Below are 26,154 nucleotides of genomic sequence, written 5' to 3'. Positions count from 1 at the left end.
ATGTCTGTTCGGCATTTAGAGCGAAGAAAGGAATTGATGATATGAATGCAAAAAGTATAGAGGGAAAAATTGCTTTTATAACAGGGGCTGCCCAAGGAATAGGCGAAGCTGTTGCGCGGACGCTTGCCAGTCAAGGCGCACATATTGCGGCAGTTGATTATAATCCTGAAAAGCTGGAAAAGGTTGTGAGCAGCCTCAAAGCAGAAGGCCGCCATGCAGAAGCTTTTCCTGCGGATGTGAGAGACAGCGCGGCGATTGATGAGATCACGGTGCGCATCGAACGTGAAATGGGGCCGATTGATATTTTAGTGAATGTAGCGGGTGTCCTTCGCCCGGGACTGATCCATTCGCTTAGCGATGAGGAATGGGAGGCGACGTTCTCAGTGAATTCGACTGGCGTATTTAACGCCTCGCGTTCAGTCAGCAAATATATGATGGACCGAAGATCGGGTTCGATTGTAACAGTCGGATCGAATGCTGCCGGTGTACCAAGAACATCTATGGCGGCATATGCGTCTTCAAAGGCTGCGGCTGTGATGTTTACGAAATGCCTTGGCCTTGAGCTTGCAGAATACAATATTCGCTGCAACATTGTATCTCCTGGATCAACGGAAACAGACATGCAGTGGTCATTATGGGCCGACGAGAATGGAGCGGAGCAAGTCATAAAAGGATCACTTGAGACATTTAAAACAGGGATCCCGCTCAAAAAACTAGCCAAGCCTTCGGATATTGCGGATGCGGTGCTCTTTTTGGTTTCTGGCCAGGCAGGGCATATTACGATGCATAATTTATGCGTAGATGGCGGCGCGACCTTAGGCGTGTAACTGAATTTAAAGGAGGTTCATGAGAATGTTGGATCAAAACGTTATAACAGAAACAAAAGCGGAGCATTTGCTTCATGAATATCAGCCGGGCGCCTTTTTCTTAGCGTCTCCTCATCGTGTATTGTTAGCGAAAGGCATATGTGAAATCGTACCGGAGGCAGACGGGCAAAACCAAATGGAAACCCTTTCTGGCCGAATTGCAGAGACGCTGCGTCAGGCAAAACAATCAGGGCAAAGCCGGCCGCTTGTTGTCGGGGCCGTTCCTTTTGATCAAGTAAAACCAGCGCGGCTCGTTGTACCTGAAGAAGTGCGCTGGTCAGGACCGCTTCAATTTGATCATGAGGAAAAGGAACAGCAGGCTGGGCATACATACCATATAAAGCCTGTTCCTGAACCTGAGGATTATAAAAATGGTGTTGAACAAGGGCTGGCGCGCATTGCCGATGGAACACTCAGCAAAATCGTCCTGTCCAGATCGCTGCATTTGACATCGCCTGAACCGATTCAGACGGATGAATTGCTTCGCCATCTGGCTCAGCATAACACGCATGGCTACACGTTTGCCACAGACGTGTCCAGTCAGGAGGAAACGTCTCCCCGCCGAACATTGCTCGGAGCAAGTCCGGAGCTTCTCGTTTCAAGGATGGGAACACAGGTCGTTTCCAACCCATTAGCCGGCTCAAGGCCGCGCAGTAATGATCCTGTTGAAGACCAGCGCCGGGCAGCTGAATTGCTTTCTTCCGCAAAGGATCTTCATGAGCACGCGGTTGTCGCTGACGCGGTTGCGGCTGCGCTGAGACCTTTCTGCCGGACGCTGGAGGTTCCGGAGAAGCCTTCACTGATCAAAACGGAAACGATGTGGCACCTGTCCAGCGTGATTAAGGGAGAGCTTTCCGATCCGTCTGTAACCGCACTTGAATTGGCGGCTGCGCTCCACCCGACGCCAGCAGTCTGCGGAACACCGACTGATCTTGCAAGAGAAGCGATTCTCAGCATTGAACCATTTGACCGCGGTTTCTTTACCGGCATGGTCGGATGGTGTGACGATGCCGGTGACGGAGAATGGATCGTGACCATCCGTTGTGCAGAAGCAGAAGAACGCTCACTCCGCCTGTATGCTGGAGCTGGTGTTGTGGCCGGTTCAAAGCCTGAGGACGAGCTTCAGGAGACGTCCGCAAAGTTTCGGACAATGCTGCGGGCAATGGGCGTGGATCACATATGAACAGAATGAATTGCTGGAGGGATACAACATGCTGAAAGGATTTACGCCTTGGCCTGATGAGTTAGCTGAGACCTATCGAAAGAACGGCTGCTGGGCCGGTGAGACGTTTGGAGATTTGTTAAGGGACCGGGCAGCCAAATATGGTGATCGCATTGCCATTACATGCGGAAACACCCATTGGAGCTATCGAGAGCTTGACACAAGGGCTGATCGCCTGGCTGCCGGATTTCAAAAGCTCGGCATTCAACAGATGGATCGTGTTGTGGTGCAGCTGCCAAATATCAAAGAGTTTTTTGAAGTCATTTTCGCGCTTTTCCGTCTGGGGGCGCTTCCAGTCTTCGCACTGCCTTCTCATCGAAGCAGTGAAATTACATATTTTTGCGAGTTTGCTGAAGCGGCTGCATATATCATTCCCGACGCTTATTCCGGTTTTGACTACCGTTCGCTTGCCAGACAGGTTCAAAGCAAGCTGCCGACTTTGAAAAACATCATTGTCGCAGGTGAGGCAGAGGAATTTTTACCGCTGGAGGATTTGCATGCAGAACCTGTAAAACTGCCTGAAGTCAAATCATCGGATGTGGCGTTCCTCCAGCTTTCTGGCGGGAGCACCGGGCTATCGAAACTGATTCCGAGGACCCACGATGACTACATATACAGCCTGAAGCGGAGTGTGGAGGTCTGCTGGCTCGACCACAGCACGGTGTACTTGGCCGCGCTGCCGATGGCACACAATTATCCGCTGAGCTCACCCGGGGTTCTCGGCGTATTATACGCTGGAGGAAGAGTGGTATTATCTCCTTCTCCAAGTCCAGATGACGCATTTCCTTTGATTGAACGGGAAAAGGTCACGATAACTGCTCTTGTTCCACCTCTTGCGATGGTATGGATGGATGCGGCATCCTCACGCCGTGATGATTTATCCAGCCTCCAAGTGCTGCAGGTCGGCGGTGCCAAGTTTAGTGCTGAAGCCGCGCGCAGGGTAAAAGCTGTTTTCGGCTGCACGTTGCAGCAGGTGTTCGGAATGGCAGAGGGTCTCGTCAATTATACGAGATTGGATGATCCTGAGGAGATCATTGTCAACACCCAAGGAAAACCGATGTCCCCATATGATGAAGTGCGTGTTTGGGATGATCAGGATCGCGACGTAAAACCTGGTGAAACAGGCCATCTGCTGACGCGGGGACCGTATACAATTCGAGGTTACTATAAGGCAGAAGAGCATAACGCCGCTTCATTTACTGAGGACGGTTTTTACCGTACGGGTGATATCGTCAGGCTGACACGAGACGGCTATATTGTCGTTGAAGGCCGGGCGAAGGATCAAATTAACCGTGGAGGAGAAAAGGTTGCGGCTGAAGAGGTAGAAAATCATCTGCTGGCGCATCCGGCTGTCCATGATACGGCAATGGTCTCCATGCCTGATCAATTTCTTGGCGAAAGATCTTGTGTGTTCATTATTCCCCGAGATGAAGCCCCAAAAGCCGCAGAGCTTAAAGCATTTTTGAGAGAGCGCGGACTGGCGGCATATAAAATCCCTGACCGAGTTGAATTTGTCGAATCCTTTCCGCAGACAGGGGTAGGAAAGGTCAGCAAAAAGGCTCTTCGTGAAGCCATTTCCGAGAAACTTCTTGCAGGGTCAAAAAAATAAATCAACAATTTGAGAGGAAGTGTTCATATGGCTATACCTGCCATTCAGCCGTATCAAATGCCGACAGCATCTGATATGCCGCAAAACAAAGTCTCATGGGTGCCTGATCCAAATCGGGCTGTCTTGTTAATACACGATATGCAAAACTATTTTGTCGATGCTTTCACAGCGGGAGCGTCTCCGGTAACAGAGCTTTCAGCGAATATACGAAAGCTGAAGAATCAATGTGTTCAGCTTGGGATTCCTGTTGTCTATACCGCACAGCCGGGAAGCCAAAATCCGGATGACCGTGCGCTGCTGACAGACTTTTGGGGCCCGGGATTAAACAGCGGTCCTTATGAGGAGAAAATTATAACCGAGCTGGCACCAGAGGATGATGATCTTGTGCTGACAAAATGGAGATACAGCGCGTTTAAGAGAACGAATCTGCTTGAAATGATGCGCAAAGAGGGACGCGATCAGCTGATCATTACAGGAATTTACGCCCATATCGGCTGTCTTGTTACAGCATGTGAAGCATTTATGGAGGATATTAAAGCCTTTTTTGTGGGAGATGCAGTTGCTGATTTTTCATTAGAAAAACATCAAATGGCGCTGGAATATGCGGCTGGACGCTGTGCGTATACCGTGATGACTGACAGTCTTCTTGATCAGCTGCAGAATGCGCCGGCTGACGTTCAAAAAACGTCAGCAAACACTGGCAAAAAGAACGTGTTTACATGTGAGAATATCCGTAAACAAATTGCTGAGCTTCTACAAGAAACATCGGAAGACATCACAGATCAAGAGGATTTGCTCGATCGTGGTCTTGATTCGGTAAGGATCATGACATTGGTGGAACAATGGCGCCGTGAAGGGGCAGAGGTGACTTTCGTGGAATTGGCTGAACGCCCAACGATCGAAGAATGGCAGAAATTGCTCACAACCCGCAGCCAGCAAGTGCTGCCAAACGCGGATTATTTATAAAAGGAGGGTAAACAAACGGATGCCTGATACAAAAGATCTTCAATATTCTTTGACCGGGGCGCAAACTGGCATATGGTTTGCTCAGCAGCTTGATCCGGACAATCCAATCTACAATACAGCGGAATATATAGAAATCAATGGACCAGTCAATATTGCTCTTTTTGAAGAAGCTTTGCGGCACGTGATCAAGGAAGCGGAATCGCTGCATGTCCGCTTCGGTGAAAATATGGACGGGCCTTGGCAGATGATAAACCCGTCTCCGGATGTACAGCTGCACGTCATTGACGTCAGCTCTGAGCCTGATCCGGAAAAAACAGCATTAAACTGGATGAAAGCTGATTTAGCAAAGCCGGTTGATTTAGGGTATGACCCTTTGTTCAATGAAGCTCTGTTTATTGCCGGGCCTGATCGTTTCTTTTGGTATCAGCGCATTCACCATATAGCGATCGACGGCTTCGGTTTTTCCCTGATAGCCCAGCGTGTGGCAAGTACATATACTGCGCTTATAAAAGGACAAACAGCTAAAAGCCGTTCCTTTGGGTCTCTCCAGGCCATTTTGGAGGAGGATACAGATTATCGCGGATCAGAGAAGTATGAGAAGGATCGTCAATTCTGGCTGGACCGTTTTGCAGATGCACCTGAAGTTGTGAGCTTGGCTGATCGGGCGCCAAGAACATCTAACAGTTTTCTTCGTCATACGGCATATCTGCCTCCGTCTGATGTAAACGCGTTAAAAGAAGCGGCGCGCTATTTCTCAGGAAGCTGGCATGAAGTCATGATTGCGGTGTCAGCTGTTTATGTGCACCGTATGACCGGCTCTGAGGATGTTGTGCTCGGCCTGCCCATGATGGGTCGGATAGGGTCCGCGTCACTAAATGTACCGGCTATGGTGATGAACCTTCTCCCGCTCCGGCTGACGGTAAGCTCTTCGATGAGCTTTTCTGAACTGATTCAGCAAATTTCCCGGGAAATCCGCAGCATTCGGCGACATCATAAGTATCGCCATGAAGAGCTTAGGCGCGATCTGAAATTGATAGGAGAAAATCATAGATTATTTGGCCCTCAAATCAATCTTATGCCGTTTGATTACGATCTCGACTTTGCCGGCGTCCGGGGCACAACGCATAATCTTTCAGCCGGTCCTGTTGATGATCTATCAATCAATGTATATGACAGAACAGACGGCAGCGGGCTGCGAATTGATGTTGATGCGAATCCCGAGGTATACAGTGAGTCTGATATTAAGCTTCATCAGCAGCGTATTTTGCAGCTGCTGCAAACGGCTTCTGCCGGAGAGGACATGCTGATTGGGCAAATGGAGCTTCTGTTGCCAGAGGAGAAAGAAAAAGTCATTTCTAAATGGAATGAGACGGCAAAATCCGAGAAGCTGGTCAGCCTTCAGGACATGTTCGAAAAGCAGGCAGTTCTTACGCCAGAACGTATCGCTCTCATGTGTGATGACATTCAAGTCAACTATCGAAAGCTCAATGAAGAGGCAAACCGCCTCGCGCGTCTGTTGATCGAAAAAGGGATTGGTCCGGAGCAATTTGTCGCTTTGGCGCTGCCGCGTTCCCCTGAGATGGTGGCCTCAATGCTTGGTGTGCTCAAGACTGGTGCGGCGTATCTCCCACTTGATCCGGAGTTTCCAGCCGACCGCATTTCTTACATGCTGGAGGATGCGAAACCTTCATGCATCATAACGACTGAGGAAATAGCAGCCAGTCTGCCTGATAACCTGGCTGTACCGGAGCTTGTGCTTGATCAGGCTGTTACACAGGAGATTATAAAACGCTATTCGCCGGAAAATCCGGATGTATCGGTTTCTCTTGACCATCCTGCGTATATCATCTATACCTCAGGATCAACAGGAAGACCGAAGGGTGTCGTTGTGACACAGAAAAGCTTAAGCAATTTTCTGCTGTCCATGCAGGAGGCATTTTCTCTAGGAGAAGAAGACAGGCTGTTGGCTGTGACGACTGTCGCTTTTGATATTTCAGCATTGGAGTTATATCTTCCGCTGATTAGCGGAGCGCAAATTGTGATCGCAAGGAAAGAAACGATCCGTGAGCCGCATGCATTAGCTCAAATGATTGAAAATTTCGATATTAACATCATGCAGGCGACACCGACACTGTGGCACGCTTTGGTAACGAGTGAACCTGAGAAACTTCGGGGGCTTAGAGTGCTTGTAGGAGGCGAGGCGCTGCCGAGCGGTCTTTTGCAGGCGCTTCAAGACCTTCATTGTTCAGTCACGAACTTATACGGTCCCACTGAAACAACGATTTGGTCTGCCGCAGCTTTTCTTGAAGAAGGGCTGAAGGGCGTCCCTCCGATTGGGAAACCGATTTGGAACACGCAGGTGTATGTGCTTGATAATGGATTGCAGCCGGTGCCGCCGGGCGTTGTCGGAGAGCTTTATATTGCAGGAACCGGCTTGGCCAGAGGTTATTTCCATCGCCCTGATTTAACGGCGGAGCGCTTCGTTGCAGATCCATACGGACCGCCGGGAACTCGGATGTATCGGACCGGAGACCAGGCCCGCTGGCGCGCCGATGGGTCTTTGGATTATATCGGGCGGGCGGATCATCAAATCAAAATTCGCGGATTCCGAATTGAACTTGGAGAAATTGATGCCGTGCTTGCCAATCACCCGCACATTGAACAGGCCGCGGTTGTCGTACGGGAAGATCAGCCGGGAGACAAACGATTGGCGGCTTATGTAGTCGCTGATGCTGCTATTGATACTGCAGAGCTTCGTCGTTATATGGGGGCTAGTCTTCCTGATTATATGGTACCGTCGGCGTTTGTGGAGATGGACGAGCTGCCGTTAACACCTAATGGCAAGCTTGACCGGAAAGCACTGCCGGCACCAGACTTCAGCACATCTGTCAGTGATCGGGCCCCGCGGACTCCTCAGGAAGAGATATTGTGTGACTTGTTTGCAGAGGTTCTCGGTTTGGCACGCGTCGGTATCGATGACAGTTTCTTCGAGCTTGGGGGCCATTCTCTTCTTGCAGCCCGTCTGATGAGCCGCATTCGCGAGGTAATGGGAGCCGAACTTGGTATCGCCAAGCTCTTTGACGAACCGACAGTAGCCGGACTCGCTGCCCATCTTGATTTGGCGCAGAGTGCACGTCCCGCTTTGCAGAGAGCTGAGCGGCCTGAAAAGATCCCGCTCTCATTTGCCCAGCGCCGGCTATGGTTCCTGCATTGTCTGGAAGGACCGAGTCCTACTTATAATATTCCGGTTGCTGTCCGTTTGTCAGGTGAGTTGGATCAAGGATTGCTGAAAGCGGCACTTTATGATCTCGTCCGCCGTCATGAAAGTCTTCGGACGATCTTCCCTGAATCACAGGGGACATCCTATCAGCATATTTTAGATGCCGATCGAGCCTGTCCCGAGTTACATGTTACTGAAATTGCTGAGAAGGAGCTTTCTGATCGGCTTGCCGAAGCTGTACGCTACAGCTTTGATCTTGCAGCTGAACCTGCTTTTCGTGCCGAGCTTTTTGTGATCGGTCCTGACAAGTACGTGCTGCTTCTTCTCGTCCATCATATTGTCGGGGACGGCTGGTCCTTAACACCGCTGACCAGAGACCTTGGGACAGCTTATGCGGCTCGCTGCCACGGACGATCTCCCGAATGGGCGCCTCTTGCTGTGCAGTATGCAGACTATGCGCTTTGGCAGCAAGAACTGCTTGGAAACGAGGATGATCCAAATAGCTTGATTGCCGGACAGCTTGCTTTCTGGAAAGAAACCTTGAAAAACCTGCCTGATCAGCTTGAACTGCCAACCGATTATTCACGTCCGGCTGAGCCGAGTCATGATGGAGATACGATTCATTTTCGTATTGAGCCCGAGTTTCACAAGCGATTGCAGGAGCTGGCTCGCGCAAATAGGGTGAGCCTGTTTATGGTGCTTCAATCCGGTCTCGCCGCTTTATTGACAAGGCTCGGGGCGGGCACCGACATTCCGATCGGCAGTCCGATCGCGGGACGGAATGATGATGCGCTGGGCGATCTTGTAGGGCTGTTCATTAATACATTGGTGCTCAGAACTGATACGTCCGGTGACCCAAGCTTTCGTGAGCTTCTAGACAGAGTACGGGAAGTGAATCTGGCCGCCTATGACAATCAGGATCTGCCGTTTGAGAGACTTGTAGAGGTGCTCAATCCGGCTCGTTCGCGTGCGACGCATCCTTTATTCCAAATCATGCTTGCGTTCCAAAACACACCGGACGCTGAACTGCATCTTCCTGATATGGAGAGCAGCCTGCGAATCAACAGTGTCGGTTCTGCCAAGTTTGATTTGACGCTGGAAATTAGTGAAGATCGCCTTGCTGACGGGACACCAAACGGAATGGAAGGACTGCTTGAATACAGCACTGATCTTTTCAAACGGGAAACTGCTCAGGCTCTTGCTGACCGATTGATGCGCCTGTTGGAGGCTGCCGAGTCTGATCCTGACGAGCAAATCGGAAATCTGGATATTCTTGCGCCAGAGGAACACAGCAGCATGGTGACTGATTGGCAAAGTGTATCTGAAAAGATTCCGCACGCATGTTTGCCAGAGCAATTTGAGAAGCAGGCTGCTTTACGTCCTGATGCCATTGCCGTTGTATATGAAAATCAGGAACTGAGCTATGCAGAGCTGAATGAAAGAGCAAACCGGCTTGCCCGAATGATGATTAGTGAAGGTGTCGGGCCGGAGCAATTTGTGGCATTGGCACTGCCCCGATCGTTGGAAATGGCTGTCGGCCTATTGGCGGTGCTAAAGGCCGGGGCAGCTTATCTCCCTCTTGATCCGGATTATCCGGCTGATCGAATTGCTTTTATGCTAAAAGATGCACAGCCTGCGTTTATCATGACGAACACTAAAGCTGCAAATCACATTCCGCCAGTTGAAAACGTGCCGAAAATCGTGCTGGATGATCCCGAGCTGGCAGAGAAACTAAACACGTACCCTGCAGGTAATCCAAAAAATAAGGATAGGACTCAGCCGCTTTCCCCTTTGAATACGGCATATGTCATTTATACATCCGGCTCAACAGGTGTTCCAAAAGGTGTGATGATTCCTCACCAAAATGTAACACGTTTATTTGCAGCGACCGAGCACTGGTTCCGTTTCAGCTCAGGTGATATCTGGACCATGTTCCATTCCTATGCGTTTGATTTTTCGGTGTGGGAGATCTGGGGTCCTCTGCTGCATGGCGGACGTCTTGTAATCGTGCCTCACCACGTCAGCAGATCGCCAGAAGCGTTTCTGCGCCTGCTTGTCAAAGAGGGGGTGACTGTTCTGAACCAGACACCGTCTGCTTTCTATCAGTTTATGCAGGCGGAACGGGAACAGCCGGATCTCGGACAGGCACTCAGTCTGCGCTATGTCATTTTTGGCGGAGAAGCGCTTGAACTCAGCCGTTTAGAGGATTGGTACAACCGCCACCCTGAAAATAGACCGCAGCTTATCAATATGTATGGTATTACAGAAACGACGGTGCATGTGAGCTATATCGAATTAGAACGAAGCATGGCAGCTTTACGGGCAAACAGCTTGATCGGCTGCGGCATTCCCGATCTTGGTGTATACGTGCTGGATGAACGCCTGCAGCCGGTCCCGCCGGGTGTTGCCGGAGAGCTGTATGTATCAGGAGCGGGGTTAGCACGAGGTTATCTAGGCCGGCCTGGTTTAACATCTGAACGCTTCATAGCTGATCCGTTCGGTCCTCCAGGCACCCGGATGTACCGCACTGGGGATGTGGCCCGCCTCCGCGCTGACGGTTCTCTCGACTATGTCGGCCGTGCAGACCATCAAGTGAAAATTCGGGGATTCCGGATTGAATTGGGAGAAATTGAAGCCGCGCTTGTTCAGCATCCGCAGCTTGAAGATGCGGCAGTGATCGTTCGTGAGGATCAGCCGGGAGATAAACGGTTAGCAGCTTATGTCATCCCTTCGGAAGAAACATTTGATACGGCGGAACTGCGCAGATATGCTGCTGAGAGACTGCCGGATTACATGGTGCCTGCTGCCTTTGTGACGATGAAAGAATTGCCGCTGACACCGAATGGAAAGCTTGATCGTAAAGCGCTGCCCGCTCCGGATTTCGCAGCGGCAGTGACAGGACGAGGACCGAGAACGCCGCAGGAAGAAATTCTCTGTGACCTCTTTATGGAGGTGCTTCACTTGCCACGTGTCGGCATTGATGACCGTTTCTTTGATTTAGGCGGACATTCCTTGCTTGCTGTACAGCTCATGAGCCGCATTCGTGAAGCGCTCGGCGTTGAACTCAGCATCGGCAACTTGTTCGAAGCACCTACTGTAGCCGGGCTCGCTGAAAGACTTGAAATGGGATCAAGCCAAAGCGCTCTTGACGTTCTGCTGCCGCTCCGAACAAGCGGAGACAAGCCTCCTTTATTCTGTGTTCATCCGGCAGGGGGGCTCAGCTGGTGTTATGCCGGTTTGATGAACAATATAGGAACAGATTATCCGATCTACGGCTTGCAGGCACGGGGAATCGGGCAGCGCGAGGAGCTTCCGAAAACACTTGATGACATGGCTGCCGATTACATTAAACAAATCCGAACGGTCCAGCCAAAAGGCCCGTACCATCTGCTGGGCTGGTCCCTGGGCGGGAATGTCGTTCAAGCGATGGCTACCCAGCTGCAAAATCAAGGAGAAGAAGTATCCCTGTTGGTGATGCTGGACGCCTATCCGAACCACTTCCTTCCTATAAAAGAGGAACCGGATGATGAGGAAGCGCTTATTGCCCTTCTGGCGTTAGGCGGGTATGATCCAGACAGCTTAGGGGAAAAACCGCTAGATTTTGAAGCGGCGATTGAGATTCTTCGCCGTGACGGCAGTGCGCTTGCGAGCCTGGATGAAACGGTCATTTTAAATTTGAAGAATACGTATGTCAATTCTGTCGGCATTTTAGGTTCCTATAAGCCGAAAACCTTCCGCGGAAATGTTTTGTTTTTCAGATCAACAATCATTCCTGAATGGTTTGACCCGATTGAACCTGACTCGTGGAAGCCTTATATTAACGGACAGATTGAACAAATCGACATCGACTGCCGTCATAAAGATTTATGTCAGCCGGAACCTCTGGCTCAAATCGGCAAGGTTCTCGCTGTCAAATTGGAAGAGTTGAATAAATAAGGGAGGAGAAATAGAATGGCAAATCCTTTTGAAAATGCGGATGGCACATATTTGGTGCTGGTCAATGAAGAAGGCCAATATTCCCTATGGCCGGGTTTTATAGATGTGCCGAGCGGCTGGACAGTCGTTCATGAGCAAAAAGGGCGTGAAGCTTGTTTGGACTATATCCAATCGCATTGGAGCGATATGAGGCCAAACAGCCTAAAGACTGTTGAAAATGTGTAATCGTATCAAAAAGAGACTGCTCGCCGCAGTCTCTTTTTCTAATCTTACGCAGACGTTTGGGTATGATCACAATCTCTGACCGGGTTTCCGTTTTCATCGGTACACCAAGATTGGGATAAAAACGCTAAAAACACAGCGGCCCACTGATCTGCAAACTGAATCAGAATACCCCCGTCATGCCAAGAGCCGTTGTCTTTTTTCCAGCGCGTATCCATTGCATTCCCTTGATTCATATGGATATTGTGCATTCCGTTAGTCGGGGTAAAGCCGAATATTTTATCTGCAGCCTGTTCAGGGCCGAATTTTGAACCGAATATATAAACCGGCGCTTTCTCATCTTGTGCTTTCTTCATATAGGTTTCAATAAAATCATTTAAATCATTATCAGGTCCTGTGATTTCATGAGGCAAAGGCTTCATTTCCCGCGGGTCAAACAAATTGCCCCGCACATAATCCAGTGCCACTTCACGGTTTGCTTCATTGATCCTTGTATATCCATACGGCATGTTCGGAAGGATGGTAATTGAGCCCGAATCAAACTGATCGTCAGCCAAATACAATACTTCAGATTCCTCAGAACTGGACATCACATTGATGGCGCACCTGTAATACGTATTCTCTTCACCGAGCATTTTGACTTGGAAATGAGGACTGTCATCATCTGTTTCCCGCTTCATGTCTAAGACTATGCCTTTTAACACGCCATATTGCTGAACAGCCATATGAATCCTCCTTTATGATCAACTTCATAGTCATAATTCGTGAAATGGTCTCTTTTTTCCTTTTAAAAAATAAAAAAGCCTGCAGAAATCTTTCTGCAAGCTCATTGTGAATTAAGCACCCGCCACAGATGATTCATCCTGTAAAGCTTTCTCGGCAGGAACATACTCATAGCCTAGATCTCTTGCTACAGCTTCATAGGTCACGTGTCCGTTTGCGGTGTTTAAACCCGCTCTCAGTGCCGCATTGTCTGCGAGCGCTTTTACTGCCCCTTTGTTCGCGATTTGCAGCGCGTATGGAACAGTAACGTTAGTCAGGGCGATTGTTGACGTACGAGGGACTGCGCCCGGCATGTTCGCTACAGCATAATGCACAACCCCGTGTTTTTCATATGTTGGCTGATCATGTGTTGTGATATGGTCGACAGTTTCGACGATGCCGCCTTGGTCGATCGCTACATCAACAATGACTGAACCAGGTTTCATTTGTTTTACCATTTCCTCAGTGACAAGAGTCGGAGCTTTAGCACCCGGAATTAATACCGCGCAAATGAGGAGATCCGCTTCCGCTACAGCATCAGCAATATTGACCGGATTAGAAATTAACGTTTTAATCTGATGGCCGAAGATGTCATCAAGCTGGCGCAAGCGGTCTGCGTTTAAGTCAATGATCGTCACATCTGCACCGAGGCCGACAGCCATTTTCGCCGCGTTTGTCCCGACAACGCCTCCTCCGATAATCGTTACTTTTCCGCGAGAAACGCCCGGCACCCCGGCAAGCAGAATGCCTTTTCCGCCTTTAGGCTTTTCTAAGAATTGAGCGCCGATTTGCGCCGCCATTCTGCCCGCAACCTCAGACATAGGCGTCAGAAGAGGCAATGTCCGGCCTTCACTGACCGTTTCATATGCGATGGCAGTTACTCCTTTATCCTTCAAGGCCTGTGCAAGCTCAGGCTCAGCTGCTAAATGAAGGTACGTAAACAGCACAAGTCCTTTGCGGAAATAAACATATTCTTCCGGCAGCGGTTCTTTTACCTTCATGACCATTTCGGCGTCCCAGACCTGCTTCGGATCAGCAATGATTTCCGCTCCTGCTGACTCATAGGCTTCATTTTCAAATCCGCTTCCAAGGCCCGCGCCTGTTTCAATCAGCACCCGGTGGCCGTTTGAAATGAGCTGAGAAACGCCCCCAGGTGTTAATGCGACACGGTTTTCATTGTTTTTTATCTCTTTAGGAACCCCTATGATCATATCTGTCTCCTCCTGTATCCTGTGATATTTTTAGTGTAGCTTGATATTTTGGAAAATTCTTTGTTTGATTAAGAAAATAAAAAAACATGGATTTGTGAAATTTCACAAATCCATGTGCCGAAGTTTGATATCTAAATAGATGGTGAATTTTTGATTCACATTTTTCAAATCAATTTCAGCGATCTGGCTGATCCGCTTAAGGCGGTAATTCAACGTATTAACGTGTATATTTAACAGCTTAGAAGCGGTATTCACGTTGCTGTCCGCTTCAATAAAGCGCTCTAGCGTCTCTACCAGATTTGACTGGTGATCCTGGTCATATTGTTCCAGTTTGGAAAGCGAGTAATTATAATGGCCCGCCTGTTTCCGTTTTTCATTTAAGACATCTAAGTATTGATAAATGCCTAACTCAGAAAAGCTGAAAAGATGTTTGGTCTCTTCAGCGAACCGTTCCTTCGTTTTTAAGACGGACAATGCTTCCTGATAGGAGCGGGAGACAAAAGAAATAGAGTTGTATATTCCGCCAAAAGCGATAGAAACGTCTTCTATTTTATACCGCTCCTTCAGCTGTTTTTGCGTACTTAAAGCAAACTGTTTTAAATCTTGAAAAGGATGATCTGTTTTGGGTGAGGTTAATATAATAAGTTCATTGGAATCTACGGTCGCCAGCAGCACGTAAACCTGCTGGGTCGTTTCCTGTAAATATTGCAGCTGCTGTTCGATTTTTTCAGTCAGCTCGCCATTTATGCGGATGATCATAACGGAGAACTCTGAAGGAGCGGCCATTCCAAGCTTATGGAACCCATCCGCCATATCATCCTCCTGATGGATGTGTCCGGTCAGCATTTTCCAGAAAAATTCTTGGCTGCGTTCTTCATTTTTCGTTTTTCTGATTTGAAGTTTGAGAAGCTTGTTTTTCACTGCTTTTGCTGCCATTTGCAATGTCAGCAGATCTTCATCGGACAATGTTTTTTGGATCTCAAGCGCCCATATGAAGCCAAGTACTTGCTTGTTTTTCCAAATCGAAATAGCGACGCGATTGCTCAGCCCGACTTCATCGATTTGCTTGACTCTGATCGGCTGGTCCGTTTTTAAGAGAGCAGGAATTGTCCCGTCTTTCCACAGCTTGTTAATCACCTTCTCCGGTACCCTTCTGCCAATAATGGTAGACGTCCGGGCAGGGTCTGTGCAGTCGCTGTGTGTACTGTAGGCAAGCAGCTTGTGGTTAACATCCTCTATGGTGATCGGGCACTGCAGAACGTCGCTGATATGATCAGCCACATCTTCAAGTCTGTCAAAACTATATTTAAACGGATCATTCGGCATGGTCATAAATCTCCCTACTTTTCGTGCTTGATTTCTCTTTGACATCTCATCCCCTTCCTTTTATTATGATTGTTGTTGTTTGTGAAAATCAACAACAAAGAACAGAAGCAAAAAAACAATTTCATGAGAGAAACGTTCTATATACATTTGGCGGTGTAATCGCCTTTTTGCAGGACAGTTGTATGCCTCATATAATACGACAGCTTATCCTATTAATCTTCTAAGAAAGTCATCGGAGGCGAGACTAATTAAGGAAAGAAAAAACTGAACCTTTCAGAAATGGTGCTGTAGCATCAAATTTTCTGAAAGGTTTTTTTTGGGAGTTGGAGAGTTATTTGGGTCTTTTGGATTATTCGGAGAATGAAGAGAAGATTAAGAAAATAAACCTATTTACTTTACAGTATATGTCATTTTTAAGTGATTCGGGGTAAACCATTGGACTCATTTTGTAAAATTAAAACATATTTGTTTGACTATGCCGAAAAACTGTTTTTATAATAATGACGTTCTAAAAATAAGTGAATTAGCCCATATTTAGGCTGATGGCACAGGAGGTAATGAGGAATATGGCAGGATTAATTCGTGTCACACCCGAAGAGCTAAGAGCGATGGCGAAGCAATACGGCGTTGAAAGCCAAGAAGTATTAAATCAGGTTGATCGTTTAAACCGAATGATCTCTGATTTGAAAAGCATGTGGGAAGGTGCTTCAAGCGAAGCGTTCGCAGATCAATACGAGCAGCTCAAACCTTCATTTATCAAAATGTCAGATTTGCTTCAAGATGTGAATCAGCAGCTTGATCAAACAGCAAATACACTTGAGTCTACTGACCAAGACATCGCAAATCAAATCCGCGGATAACAGTATGAAAGGGAAGGAGCGCCTGATTCAAAAGAAGACGGCGCTCTTTCTATGTAAGGGTGATCCTAAATGTATATTGATATTACAATAGATTTGAAACATTATAACGGCAGTGTCTTTGATCTCAGATTGTCAGATTACCACCCGGTGAAAAAAGTAATTGATATTGCTTGGCAGGCCCAAAGCGTATCTATGCCTCCGCGCGAAGGGCACTGGATCAGAGTGGTGAACAAGGATAAGGTGTTTTCCGGAGAATGCAAGCTGTCTGATTGCGGCATTACAAACGGAGACCGGCTTGAAATATTATGAAAGGATCTGGTTGAATGTCAGGTAAACAAAAATCATATTTAGAAAACCAATTAGAAGCTGTTGCCGAGAAAACAGATGCCGGCTATACATTTACCTTTCAACGGGAAAAAATAAAGCTTCTCGACGGTCTTGAAGCTAACGTGATCAAAGATATAAATCCATTTTTTCATAAAGAAATCGATGTGACGGATGATGAAGTAATCATCACAATCCAACCTCCCTCCTCCTATAAAGCATTCCGCTTCATGAAAGCTAAGGATAAAAAAAGTAAATGGCAGTTTGCCTATCAGCTTGTTCAAGCCGTACAGCAGCACAATCTGTCGAGGCTGAATTTGATTGTCGCTCCTGAAAACATTGTATTCGATAAAGGGCTTACGCCTTATTTTCTCCATTATGGAGTAAAAGAAAGCATTCCTCCTTACGAGCGTGATGAGGAAAGAGTATGGCAGGAGCTGAAAGCGGCAGCGGCTTTGGCAGTTGACGGCGCTTTTGCGTTTGAAGACTACCTGAAATTCAATGAAACGCTGACGTTCTCCGCAGAGGCAAAGGCGATATTAGATGCTGAATCCTATGATGATTTGCTCGAGCTGATTCGAACCCATATTGATGAGCTCGAAGCCAAAGCAAAAACATACATACATATCCCGAGAAAGAAGTGGAACATCCAGCGATATATCGGCCTGGGGCTCATTGTTTTGCTTGTACCGGCACTTATTTATTCGATGTACGCCTTATTTTTCGCGCAGCCAAAGCACCAGGCGATAGTGGACAGCAACCGTGCGTTCTTAAACAAGCAGTACAGTGAAGTCATCAGCACACTGTCCAAGTACGATGCGGAAAGCCTGCCTGAATCGGTGCAGTATCAGCTGGCGACGTCCTATGTTGAGGTCGAAAACCTGGGGAGTGCAAAAACCAAAAATATAGAAAATAACTTAGTCACCCTTCAATCAGACCCTCAGCATTTCTTGTATTGGATTGATTATGGTCGAGGAGAATACAAAGAAGCGATCAGTATCGGCCGTAAGCTTGAATACAATGATTATATTTACTTTGCCCTAGCTAAATATAAACAGCAGCTTTTATCTGAGGATACAAATGATGAAGACATACAAAAAGAACTTGACTCAGTAAATAGTGAGCTTGAAAAAGCCCAAAAAGAACGTCAAGAAAATAAACAGTCTAATTCTGAAACATCGTTAGTCGATACAAGCGAAGAACAGACACAAACAGACGAAGAAAAACAAGCAGAAGAGAAAGCGGCAGAAGAAAAAGCCGCAGTCGAGGAAAAAGCGAAAAAAGAAGAACAGAAGAAAAAAGAAGACGAGAAAAAAGAAACAGAAAAGAAAGATGAGAAAAAAGATGACAAATAACGTGAGACATGAAGCGCAGGTCATCGCATGCTGCCATTCGACCGTAAGGGGGTTCGCCATTTGAGTCTATTATGGGTTTTTTACCAAAATAACGTTCAAAAATTAAATCTGTCTAACCTCCCGTCGTCTCATCCGGTGACCATAGGGCCTGATGTGAAGGATTCTGTTACGATCAGCACCATTCCATTTAATAGCGGAGTGGTTTCTCTTAAAAGAAAGGAATCCGGCGGCCAATACGAAGTTTTCCTGGGAAATGATTGTCTCGGCACGATTGAGACGGATATATCATTTACTCTCCAAACGGATCAGCAGGATATACGCTTGATATTGACGGGCAGTGAACCTGAGAAATCCGTTTATTTTACGGGAAATCGGGATGAAATTGTATGTTCCTCAGAAAAAACGAATGCAGATATTTATCTGAATCCGCAAGATTTTGCATTTGCAGAACAAAGCACGTTTTCTTTGCTTCGTGCAGGCGGCAGCTGGTCGGTCCGCCCTGAAAGCGGAACGATATTCTTGAACGGAGAGAAAATCAACGCCAATACGCCGCTCAAGCCGGGGGATGAAATATTCTGGAACTTCACGCAAATGAGGGTGACGGAACAAGACCTTTTAGAAATTGTTCATTATGCCCAGTTTGAAACAGCGTTAACAGAAACGGTCAAACCGAGTACAGAGATGCAGAAAAAATATCCGCAGTACAGAAGAACGCCGCGGATGGTATACGATCTGCCGGATGACCGCGTTTCTTTCAGTTTTCCCTCTCAGGAGAGCGATCAAACCAACAGAGGGCTGTGGCTCGTCATCCTGCCTCCGCTTGTGATGCTGATCGTGATGGGCGTAGTTGCCATCATCCAGCCGCGCGGCATATTTATACTCGTTTCTTTGGCGATGTTTATGATGACTCTCATTACCTCGACAGTGCAATATTTCCGGGATAAAAACCAGCGGAAAAAACGCGAGGAAAAACGGGAGCGTGTATATAAGCTTTACTTAGACAATAAGCGGAAAGAGCTTCAGGCACTTGCTGAAAAGCAAAAGCAGGTTCTTGAATTTCACTTTCCTTCATTTGAACAAATGAAATACTTAACAAGTGAAATCAGTGACCGGATCTGGGAAAAATCACTTGAAAGCAAGGATTATCTCCAGCTGCGGCTTGGGACGGGAACAGTTCCGTCAAGCTATGAAATCAATATGAGCGGCGGAGACTTGGCGAATCGTGATATCGATGACCTCATGGAGAAGTCGCAGCACATGCAGCGCGTCTATAAGGACATCCGCAATGCGCCGGTGACGGTCGATTTGGCAGAAGGTCCGATGGGGCTTGTCGGTAAATCGCAAATTGTGAAAAATGAGATTCACCAGTTGATCGGACAGCTGTCGTTCTTTAACAGCTATCACGATTTGCGTTTTGTATTTATTTTTCATGAAGAAGAGTATAAAGACTGGGAGTGGATGAAGTGGCTTCCCCAATTTCAAATGCCCCATATTTATGCAAAAGGATTTATTTATAATGAGCAAACCCGAGATCAGCTCCTGTCTTCACTTTACGAATTGATCAGAGAGCGTGATCTCGAAGATGACAAAGAAAAACTGCAGTTCAAACCGCATTTTGTATTTGTCATCACGAATCAGCAGCTGATCTCTGAGCATGTCATTCTCGAATATTTAGAAGGACAGCATGAGCATCTGGGCATCTCGACAATTGTCGCGGCTGAAACAAAGGAAAGCTTGTCGGAAAACATTACAACTCTTGTCCGCTACATCAATGAGCATGAAGGCGACATTTTAATACAAAAGAAAAAAGCGGTAAGAATTCCGTTCCGTCTCGATCATCATCAGCGTGAGGACAACGAACGGTTCTCACGCACGCTGCGGACGCTGAACCACCAAGTCGGCATTACGAATTCCATTCCGGAAACGGTATCGTTCCTGGAGCTTTTTCATGCGAAGGAAGTAAAAGAAATCGGCATTCAGCAAAGATGGCTGACAAGTGAATCGTCGAAGTCGCTGTCAGTGCCGATCGGCTATAAAGGGAAAGATGACATTGTGTATCTGAACCTTCACGAAAAAGCACACGGTCCGCACGGCTTGCTTGCGGGGACAACGGGATCAGGGAAAAGTGAATTTCTCCAGACCTACATCTTGTCACTTGCAGTGCATTTTCATCCGCATGAAGCGGCTTTCTTACTAATTGACTATAAAGGCGGAGGAATGGCGCAGCCGTTCCGCAACATTCCCCACCTCCTCGGCACGATCACAAATATTGAAGGAAGCAAAAACTTCAGTATGCGTGCGCTTGCTTCCATTAAAAGCGAGCTGAAAAAAAGGCAGCGCCTGTTTGACCAGTATCAAGTCAATCACATCAATGACTATACAAAGCTATACAAGCAAGGGAAAGCAGAAGTGGCGATGCCTCACTTGTTCTTAATTTCTGATGAGTTTGCCGAGCTGAAAAGCGAGGAGCCTGATTTTATCAGGGAGCTTGTCAGCGCCGCGCGTATCGGACGAAGCCTCGGCGTTCATTTGATTTTGGCGACACAGAAGCCAGGCGGCATCATCGACGACCAGATCTGGAGTAACTCGCGCTTTAAAGTAGCGCTCAAGGTCCAGGATGCCACCGACAGTAAAGAAATTTTGAAAAACAGCGATGCCGCAAACATTACCGTAACAGGCCGCGGCTATTTGCAGGTCGGAAACAATGAAGTGTATGAGCTTTTCCAATCTGCATGGAGCGGGGCGCCTTACTTAGAGGAAGTCTACGGTACTGAGGATGAAATCGCGATTGTTACAGATACGGGTTTGATCCCGCTTTCTGAGGTTGATACCGAAGATAACGCGAAAAAAGACGTTCAAACCGAAATCGAAGCTGTAGTTGACGAAATTGAACGCATCCAAGATGAAATGGGAATCGAGAAGCTGCCAAGCCCTTGGCTGCCGCCGCTTGCGGAACGTATTCCGCGCACTCTTTTCCCTTCAGACGAAAAAGACCATTTCCACTTTGCGTATGTCGATGAACCTGATCTGCAAAGACAGGCGCCAATTGCTTATAAGATGATGGAAGATGGAAATATCGGCATCTTCGGCTCTTCGGGCTACGGAAAATCGATTGCAGCCGCAACGTTCCTGATGAGTTTTGCGGACGTATACACACCTGAAGAGCTTCATGTCTATATCTTTGATTTCGGAAACGGAACGCTGCTGCCATTAGCGAAGCTCCCGCATACCGCGGATTACTTCCTGATGGACCAGTCAAGAAAAATTGAAAAGTTCATGATTCGCATCAAAGAAGAAATTGACCGCCGTAAACGTTTGTTCCGGGAAAAAGAAATCAGCCACATCAAAATGTACAATGCGCTGAGCGAAGAAGAGCTCCCGTTCATTTTTATCACCATTGACAACTTTGACATTGTCAAGGATGAGATGCATGAGCTTGAATCGGAATTTGTCCAGCTTTCCAGAGACGGACAAAGCTTGGGTATCTACTTTATGCTGACAGCAACGAGGGTGAATGCTGTCCGCCAGTCATTGTTAAATAACTTGAAAACAAAGGTTGTCCATTATCTCATGGATCAATCAGAAGGATATTCCATTTACGGCCGTCCGAAATTCAATCTTGAGCCGATTCCGGGACGCGTCATCATTCAAAAGGAAGAGCTTTATTTCGCGCAAATGTTCCTGCCTGTTGACGCCGATGATGATATCGGCATGTTCAACGAGCTGAAATCAGACGTACAGAAACTTCAAGGGCGATTTGCTTCAATGGAGCAGCCGGCACCGATTCCGATGCTGCCTGAGAGCTTGTCTACGAGAGAATTGTCTCTCCGCTTCAAGCTGGAACGCAAGCCTTTATCTGTACCGATCGGGCTTCATGAAGAAACAGTCAGCCCAGTCTATTTTGATTTGGGCAAGCATAAGCACTGCCTGATTTTAGGCCAGACTCAGCGCGGGAAAACAAACGTCCTAAAAGTCATGCTCGAACATCTGATTGATGATGAAACCGAAATGATCGGCCTGTTTGACTCGATTGACCGCGGCTTATCTCATTATGCGAAGGAATCAGATGTTTCATATTTGGAAACGAAAGAAGATATTGAGCAGTGGATTGAAACAGCAGAAGACATTTTCAAAACAAGAGAAGCCATGTATGTAGAAGCCGTCCGCCAAGGAGACGCGCAAAATCTTCGATTCTCACAAGTGGTGCTGATGATTGACGGGATAACGAGATTCCAGCAGACGATTGATACGAGAATACAAGACCGTCTCGCTAACTTCATGAAATCATACGCTCATCTTGGCTTCAGTTTTATCCCGGGTGGTAACCACAGCGAATTCTCAAAAGGCTATGACTCCTTGACGACTGAGATGAAGCAAATCCGCCACGCGATTCTGCTGATGAAAAAGTCTGAGCAAAATGTCATTCCTCTCCCGTACCAAAGACAGGAGCCGGAGATTCAGCCGGGCTTCGGATATGTTGTGGAAAACGGGAAGGAGCAAAAAGTTCAAATTCCTTTATGTTCTGCTGAAAGGGAGAGTGCTAGATGACAGAACAACGAAAAAGCTTGATCAAGTTAATATCCGCCGTCATTATCATTTTGCTGCTGCCGGTGTTGTTTTTCCGATTTATCGGAGACGATCCGACGAAAAAAGCAGTCAATTCCACCCGGCAAATCGCGGTGGTGAATGAAGACACAGGCGTATTGAGTGATGAGGTAAAGTCTGATGAAGAGGACAAATCCGCCCAGTTCGGCAAGGAAGTAGCGGCCGTTCTGGGTGAACGTCCTGATTATTCGTGGACGGTCGTAAACCGAAGCGCGGCCGAGACCGGTCTCGCTTCAAAGAAATATGATGCGATCGTCTACATTCCCTCAGACTTCTCAAAAAACATTTTGAGCTATGACAAAGACCATCCTCAAAAAGCAACGCTCGAATTCAGCATTCAAGATAACCTGAATGCGGTTAACAAAGAAAAAGTTCAGCGGGAGCTTGAGGATGCCCAAAAGACAATGAACAAAAAAATGTCGGCCTTATACTGGAACTTTGTTTCGCAAAAAGTGGACAACATCAGAGGAGAATTTGACAAGATCGTCAATAAAGAATCTGAATTCCAGAATGTCATGTACAACTTTTACAAACCAAGCTCTAATGATTTAGCAGGTGAAATCAAACAGCAAAAAGACTTAATCGATGAGCTGAAGAAATCAATGAATGAAGCGCAAGGCACGACAAAAGAAAAAGCTTCTACGGCGGAGGAAGCCAAAAACACGCTGAAAGAATTCATTGATACAGTTGAAAGGTACAAAGAATATCAAGAGAATCAGAAAAAGCTGCTTTTGGCAGCCCAGGATTCAACACAGCAGCAAATCCGGACAGGTCTGGATGCCATCCAGGCACAGCAAAAGGCGAATCAGTTCAGCGAACGCATGAGCGGGTTGGCAACCGGGATCGGCCAAGCGAAGACACAGCTCGGACAAACCAGTAATGTGCTGGCAAACGCCCAGGAAATTAGGGAAGGGCAAGTGTCCCAGCAGGAACTTGGCATGGCAAAAATCCAAAGTAATTTAATCGAACAATATCAGGCCGCATCAAGACAGGCTGCACTAAATCAGGTGTACCAATTGCTTGTCCCGGCACGTCAGGCATTGACAGTTGCGAAAGGGGACGACCCAGTCATAGACGATGGTTCTGACAACAATGATAAAGATAAAGACCCTAAAGAAGAAGATCCTGAAGAACTCAAAATTGATCTTGAAAAACAGCGTGAAGAACTGAAAAATATCGCTGCTGATATTCAGGATATTTCAGACAATCTGAAGGAGCCTGAAAAAGAGGACCCAACACCGGAGGACCCGGGTACTGAACCAGACGATCCGTCCACTGATAATCCAGAAAAACCTGATGACGGGGGCAGTACAAAGCCCGATGATACACAGGGCGACACAGGGAACGACAATAACAGCAGTGATACCGGTAATGACGGACAAACGGACGGCAGTACTCAGGATCAAGACCAGCAGAAGGGAACAGACGGTCAGGAGCAGAACGGCGATGCGTCAGACAGCGGAAAAACCGAAACGGGCACATCTGCCGAACAGACTGCATCTTCTGATTCAGCCCTTCAATTTATCAAGCTGGCAAATGAAGGCGGAACCGGAGATTCAGGAGATACCGGTAGCGGCGGAGATACGACGGAGCCCGGGGACCAAGATCAACCAGGAAACGGTGACATTTCTGATATCGCCAGAGCAAAAGAACAGCTCAGCAAAGCGTCTGAGCGAATTAAGCAAATCGAAGAAGAGCTGAAGGAAAAAGAAAATACACATAATGAAGCACTGAAGAAGAAGCTTCAAGAATTGAAAGAGCAAATGGACGGTCTTAATGATGAAATAGATGATCTCAAAGACCAAGTGAAAACACTCGATGATAATCTCAAAAGACTCGAAGCGAAACGGAAGCGGGAGTTTGAAGGGATTTACAGTGCGATTCGCGAGCTTGAAAATAAAGATCAGCTTCAATTTTCAGGAGAAATCAATACAGAAAGCATCTCCGCTTTAATGAGATACTATAAATATTTGTCTGTTTATGACTCTGTATTATCCGGTACGATTGACAGTGCTGCAAAAGCCGGCGCTATTGAAGGCCAGCAGGGCAACGTCAAATCAGTCCTGGCTCTCACACCTGAAGAATCAGCCAGCTGGGAAGCTCTCAAAAACAACACGATGCAAACAGATGAGGATATTAACAGCTTCATCGACGGCATGACCAAATTTGCGGACGACTACAGCGGCTTTATCCGTGACTCTCAAGCAGGTGTTCTCGACGAACTGACGAAAATCTCTGAAAGTGCCGCAAAAGCGACAGAACAGCTGGTAACAGGCGCAACACAGGAATCTGCGACGTTCAGCAACGACGGGCTGTCTGGCACCATGGCACTGAGTGTCCAAGATACGGTCGGCCAGGAAGTGCTGCAAATGTCAGACATGATGGGTTCATTGTCTGATCGCCAGTCAGGCATCATTGATTACACAACCAACATGCAGCAAAGTGTCAATGATGTTCAAGCGAAAGCCGACACCTTAAACAACAACTGGCGGAAAAATGTCGCCTCCACGAAACTCGTGCGCAATGACGTATACGGCATACTCGGAAACACATTAGTAGACGGGCAAAACAATGGCTATGTATATGATTACTTAGCGAATCCGCTTAAAATCAGCGGAGAGGTTCCAGAAGAAAAAATTCAGACGGTACCGCCGGTTGTCATCCTTGTCATTGTGTTGATCAGCAGTCTGTTAATCGGCTATTTCAGCTCGTATTACCAAAACGCACCGCTTCTCGTCAAAGGAGCGTTATTCGGAATTCTGAATATCCTTGTCGGACTTATGATCAGCTTGTTCGGTTTGAATATTTATTCACTGCCGGACGATCAGACGATTAAGTGGTCGGTGTTTACGATTCTATTGCTGGTCGCAAGCTCTGCCTTCATCCGGACGGCATTCAGATTCGGATCAATCCCTGGATGGGTTGCTTCAGCAGCTATGATTCTATTCTATGTCGCACCGCTTATTGATTTGATCATGCCGAACTTTACATTTGAAGATCCGGTTTCGAAAGTATATATCGACATCCAGTACGGTACTGGGCACTTGTTTACAATGGGAATAACAGTTCTGCTGATCATTACGGTGATTGCCGCGGCTCTGCCGCTGATTATCCGGCTGATGGCTGAACACACAGCAGAAAGCGATGAAACGTATGAAGCGTGATCGCAGCATGGAAAAGGGGATCATGATTTGTATGCTCTCCTTTTCCCTTTTCATACCCTCTGCAGCTGCTGCCCAAACTGAAGAAAATACAGATGTCGCGCCAAACCAGTATGAGAAAAAAGACATCGAAATCGATACGAATTATTTGCATGAAGATACCTACTATGAAGAAAAAACAGAACTGCCTGAGGAACAAAAGGATATCACTTTTGATAAACCGAAGGACAAGGACGCCGAGCTGATAAAAGATTTGTTTACATCAACAAATGCCGAGGATTCCAACACGATTGCGGCCCAGTCGAAACAGCTTGGAATTACATTTGCTGAAAAACCAATAACAAAGACATCATCAACGGAAACAGAAGATGAACAAGAAACATCATCATTGCTGCTGCCGATGATCTATGTCGTACTGATCCTGCTCGGAATTGCAGGCATCGTGTTCCTCATCCCAAAAGTCACAGCGCAGGAAAACAAAAAGGCGTAGGCCGCGTGCTTGTGTTGTG

Annotated in this window: 15 protein-coding genes; 12 read left to right on the top strand and 3 right to left on the bottom strand. The window is 47.2% G+C overall.

The annotated features are described in order from the left end of the window. The first annotated feature begins 41 nt into the window (after nt 1-41). From NSQ83_RS16915 to NSQ83_RS16890, 6 genes are read left to right on the top strand one after another with little or no spacing between them, the layout of a single operon-like run. On the top strand, nt 42-827 hold the full coding sequence (locus NSQ83_RS16915) for a 2,3-dihydro-2,3-dihydroxybenzoate dehydrogenase (protein ID WP_204551367.1): 786 nt from the start codon (nt 42-44) through the stop codon (nt 825-827). Between the two features lie 25 nt (nt 828-852). Further along, a complete protein-coding gene (dhbC, locus tag NSQ83_RS16910; protein ID WP_204551366.1) occupies nt 853-2,049 on the top strand; it encodes an isochorismate synthase DhbC in 1,197 nt (398 codons plus the stop codon). A 28-nt stretch (nt 2,050-2,077) separates the two neighbouring features. After that, on the top strand, nt 2,078-3,697 hold the full coding sequence (locus NSQ83_RS16905; RefSeq protein ID WP_204551365.1) for a (2,3-dihydroxybenzoyl)adenylate synthase: 1,620 nt from the start codon (nt 2,078-2,080) through the stop codon (nt 3,695-3,697). A gap of 27 nt (nt 3,698-3,724) precedes the next feature. Continuing rightward, nucleotides 3,725-4,663 (top strand): isochorismatase, encoded by a 939-nt coding sequence (locus tag NSQ83_RS16900; protein ID WP_204551364.1) that lies wholly within the window; start codon nt 3,725-3,727, stop codon nt 4,661-4,663. Nucleotides 4,664-4,682: 19 nt separating this feature from the next. After that, nucleotides 4,683-11,819 carry a non-ribosomal peptide synthetase DhbF gene (gene dhbF / locus NSQ83_RS16895; protein WP_204551363.1) on the top strand — a complete coding sequence of 2,379 codons (7,137 nt, stop codon included), beginning with the start codon at nt 4,683-4,685 and terminating at the stop codon, nt 11,817-11,819. A 15-nt stretch (nt 11,820-11,834) separates the two neighbouring features. Continuing rightward, nucleotides 11,835-12,044 (top strand): MbtH family protein, encoded by a 210-nt coding sequence (locus NSQ83_RS16890; RefSeq protein ID WP_003243183.1) that lies wholly within the window; start codon nt 11,835-11,837, stop codon nt 12,042-12,044. A 44-nt stretch (nt 12,045-12,088) separates the two neighbouring features. Here NSQ83_RS16890 and NSQ83_RS16885 read toward each other — a convergent pair whose 3' ends face one another. The 3 genes from NSQ83_RS16885 to adeR form a co-directional block, all read right to left on the bottom strand. Next, the gene (locus NSQ83_RS16885) at nt 12,089-12,766 is read right to left on the bottom strand and encodes a YukJ family protein (RefSeq protein WP_003228755.1); all 678 of its coding nucleotides are present in this window, start codon (nt 12,764-12,766) and stop codon (nt 12,089-12,091) included. A gap of 111 nt (nt 12,767-12,877) precedes the next feature. Next, nucleotides 12,878-14,014 (bottom strand): alanine dehydrogenase, encoded by a 1,137-nt coding sequence (gene ald, locus NSQ83_RS16880; RefSeq protein WP_038429549.1) that lies wholly within the window; start codon nt 14,012-14,014, stop codon nt 12,878-12,880. A 102-nt stretch (nt 14,015-14,116) separates the two neighbouring features. Continuing rightward, nucleotides 14,117-15,385 carry a sporulation transcriptional activator AdeR gene (gene adeR, locus NSQ83_RS16875; protein ID WP_046663926.1) on the bottom strand — a complete coding sequence of 423 codons (1,269 nt, stop codon included), beginning with the start codon at nt 15,383-15,385 and terminating at the stop codon, nt 14,117-14,119. A 521-nt stretch (nt 15,386-15,906) separates the two neighbouring features. On the opposite strand from adeR, the gene NSQ83_RS16870 reads away from it, so the two are divergent. The 6 genes from NSQ83_RS16870 to essA all read left to right on the top strand — a co-directional run bounded on the left by NSQ83_RS16870 (nt 15,907) and on the right by essA (nt 26,135). Further along, a complete protein-coding gene (locus NSQ83_RS16870; protein WP_003220661.1) occupies nt 15,907-16,200 on the top strand; it encodes a WXG100 family type VII secretion target in 294 nt (97 codons plus the stop codon). 69 nt (nt 16,201-16,269) lie between these two features. Beyond that, on the top strand, nt 16,270-16,509 hold the full coding sequence (yukD, locus tag NSQ83_RS16865) for an ESX secretion system protein YukD (protein WP_003228763.1): 240 nt from the start codon (nt 16,270-16,272) through the stop codon (nt 16,507-16,509). Nucleotides 16,510-16,523: 14 nt separating this feature from the next. Continuing rightward, nucleotides 16,524-17,879: a type VII secretion protein EssB gene (gene essB, locus NSQ83_RS16860; RefSeq protein ID WP_046663925.1), complete on the top strand. Its 1,356-nt coding sequence runs from the start codon at nt 16,524-16,526 to the stop codon at nt 17,877-17,879. Nucleotides 17,880-17,939: 60 nt separating this feature from the next. After that, on the top strand, nt 17,940-22,427 hold the full coding sequence (gene essC, locus NSQ83_RS16855) for a type VII secretion protein EssC (protein WP_198878533.1): 4,488 nt from the start codon (nt 17,940-17,942) through the stop codon (nt 22,425-22,427). Beyond that, nucleotides 22,424-25,648 (top strand): type VII secretion protein EsaA, encoded by a 3,225-nt coding sequence (esaA, locus tag NSQ83_RS16850; RefSeq protein WP_198878534.1) that lies wholly within the window; start codon nt 22,424-22,426, stop codon nt 25,646-25,648. Before essC ends, esaA begins: the two co-directional genes overlap by 4 nt. Before the next feature lie 31 nt (nt 25,649-25,679). Then, nucleotides 25,680-26,135, top strand: coding sequence for a type VII secretion protein EssA (essA, locus tag NSQ83_RS16845; RefSeq protein WP_015251327.1), 456 nt, complete (start codon nt 25,680-25,682; stop codon nt 26,133-26,135). The last annotated feature ends 19 nt before the right edge of the window (nt 26,136-26,154 follow it).

Source organism: Bacillus sp. PS217 (assembly GCF_037963535.1).
In the GTDB taxonomy this organism is placed as follows: domain Bacteria; phylum Bacillota; class Bacilli; order Bacillales; family Bacillaceae; genus Bacillus; species Bacillus subtilis.
Note: the sequence above shows the minus strand (reverse complement) of the source record. Positions and strands in the feature narration are given on the sequence as shown.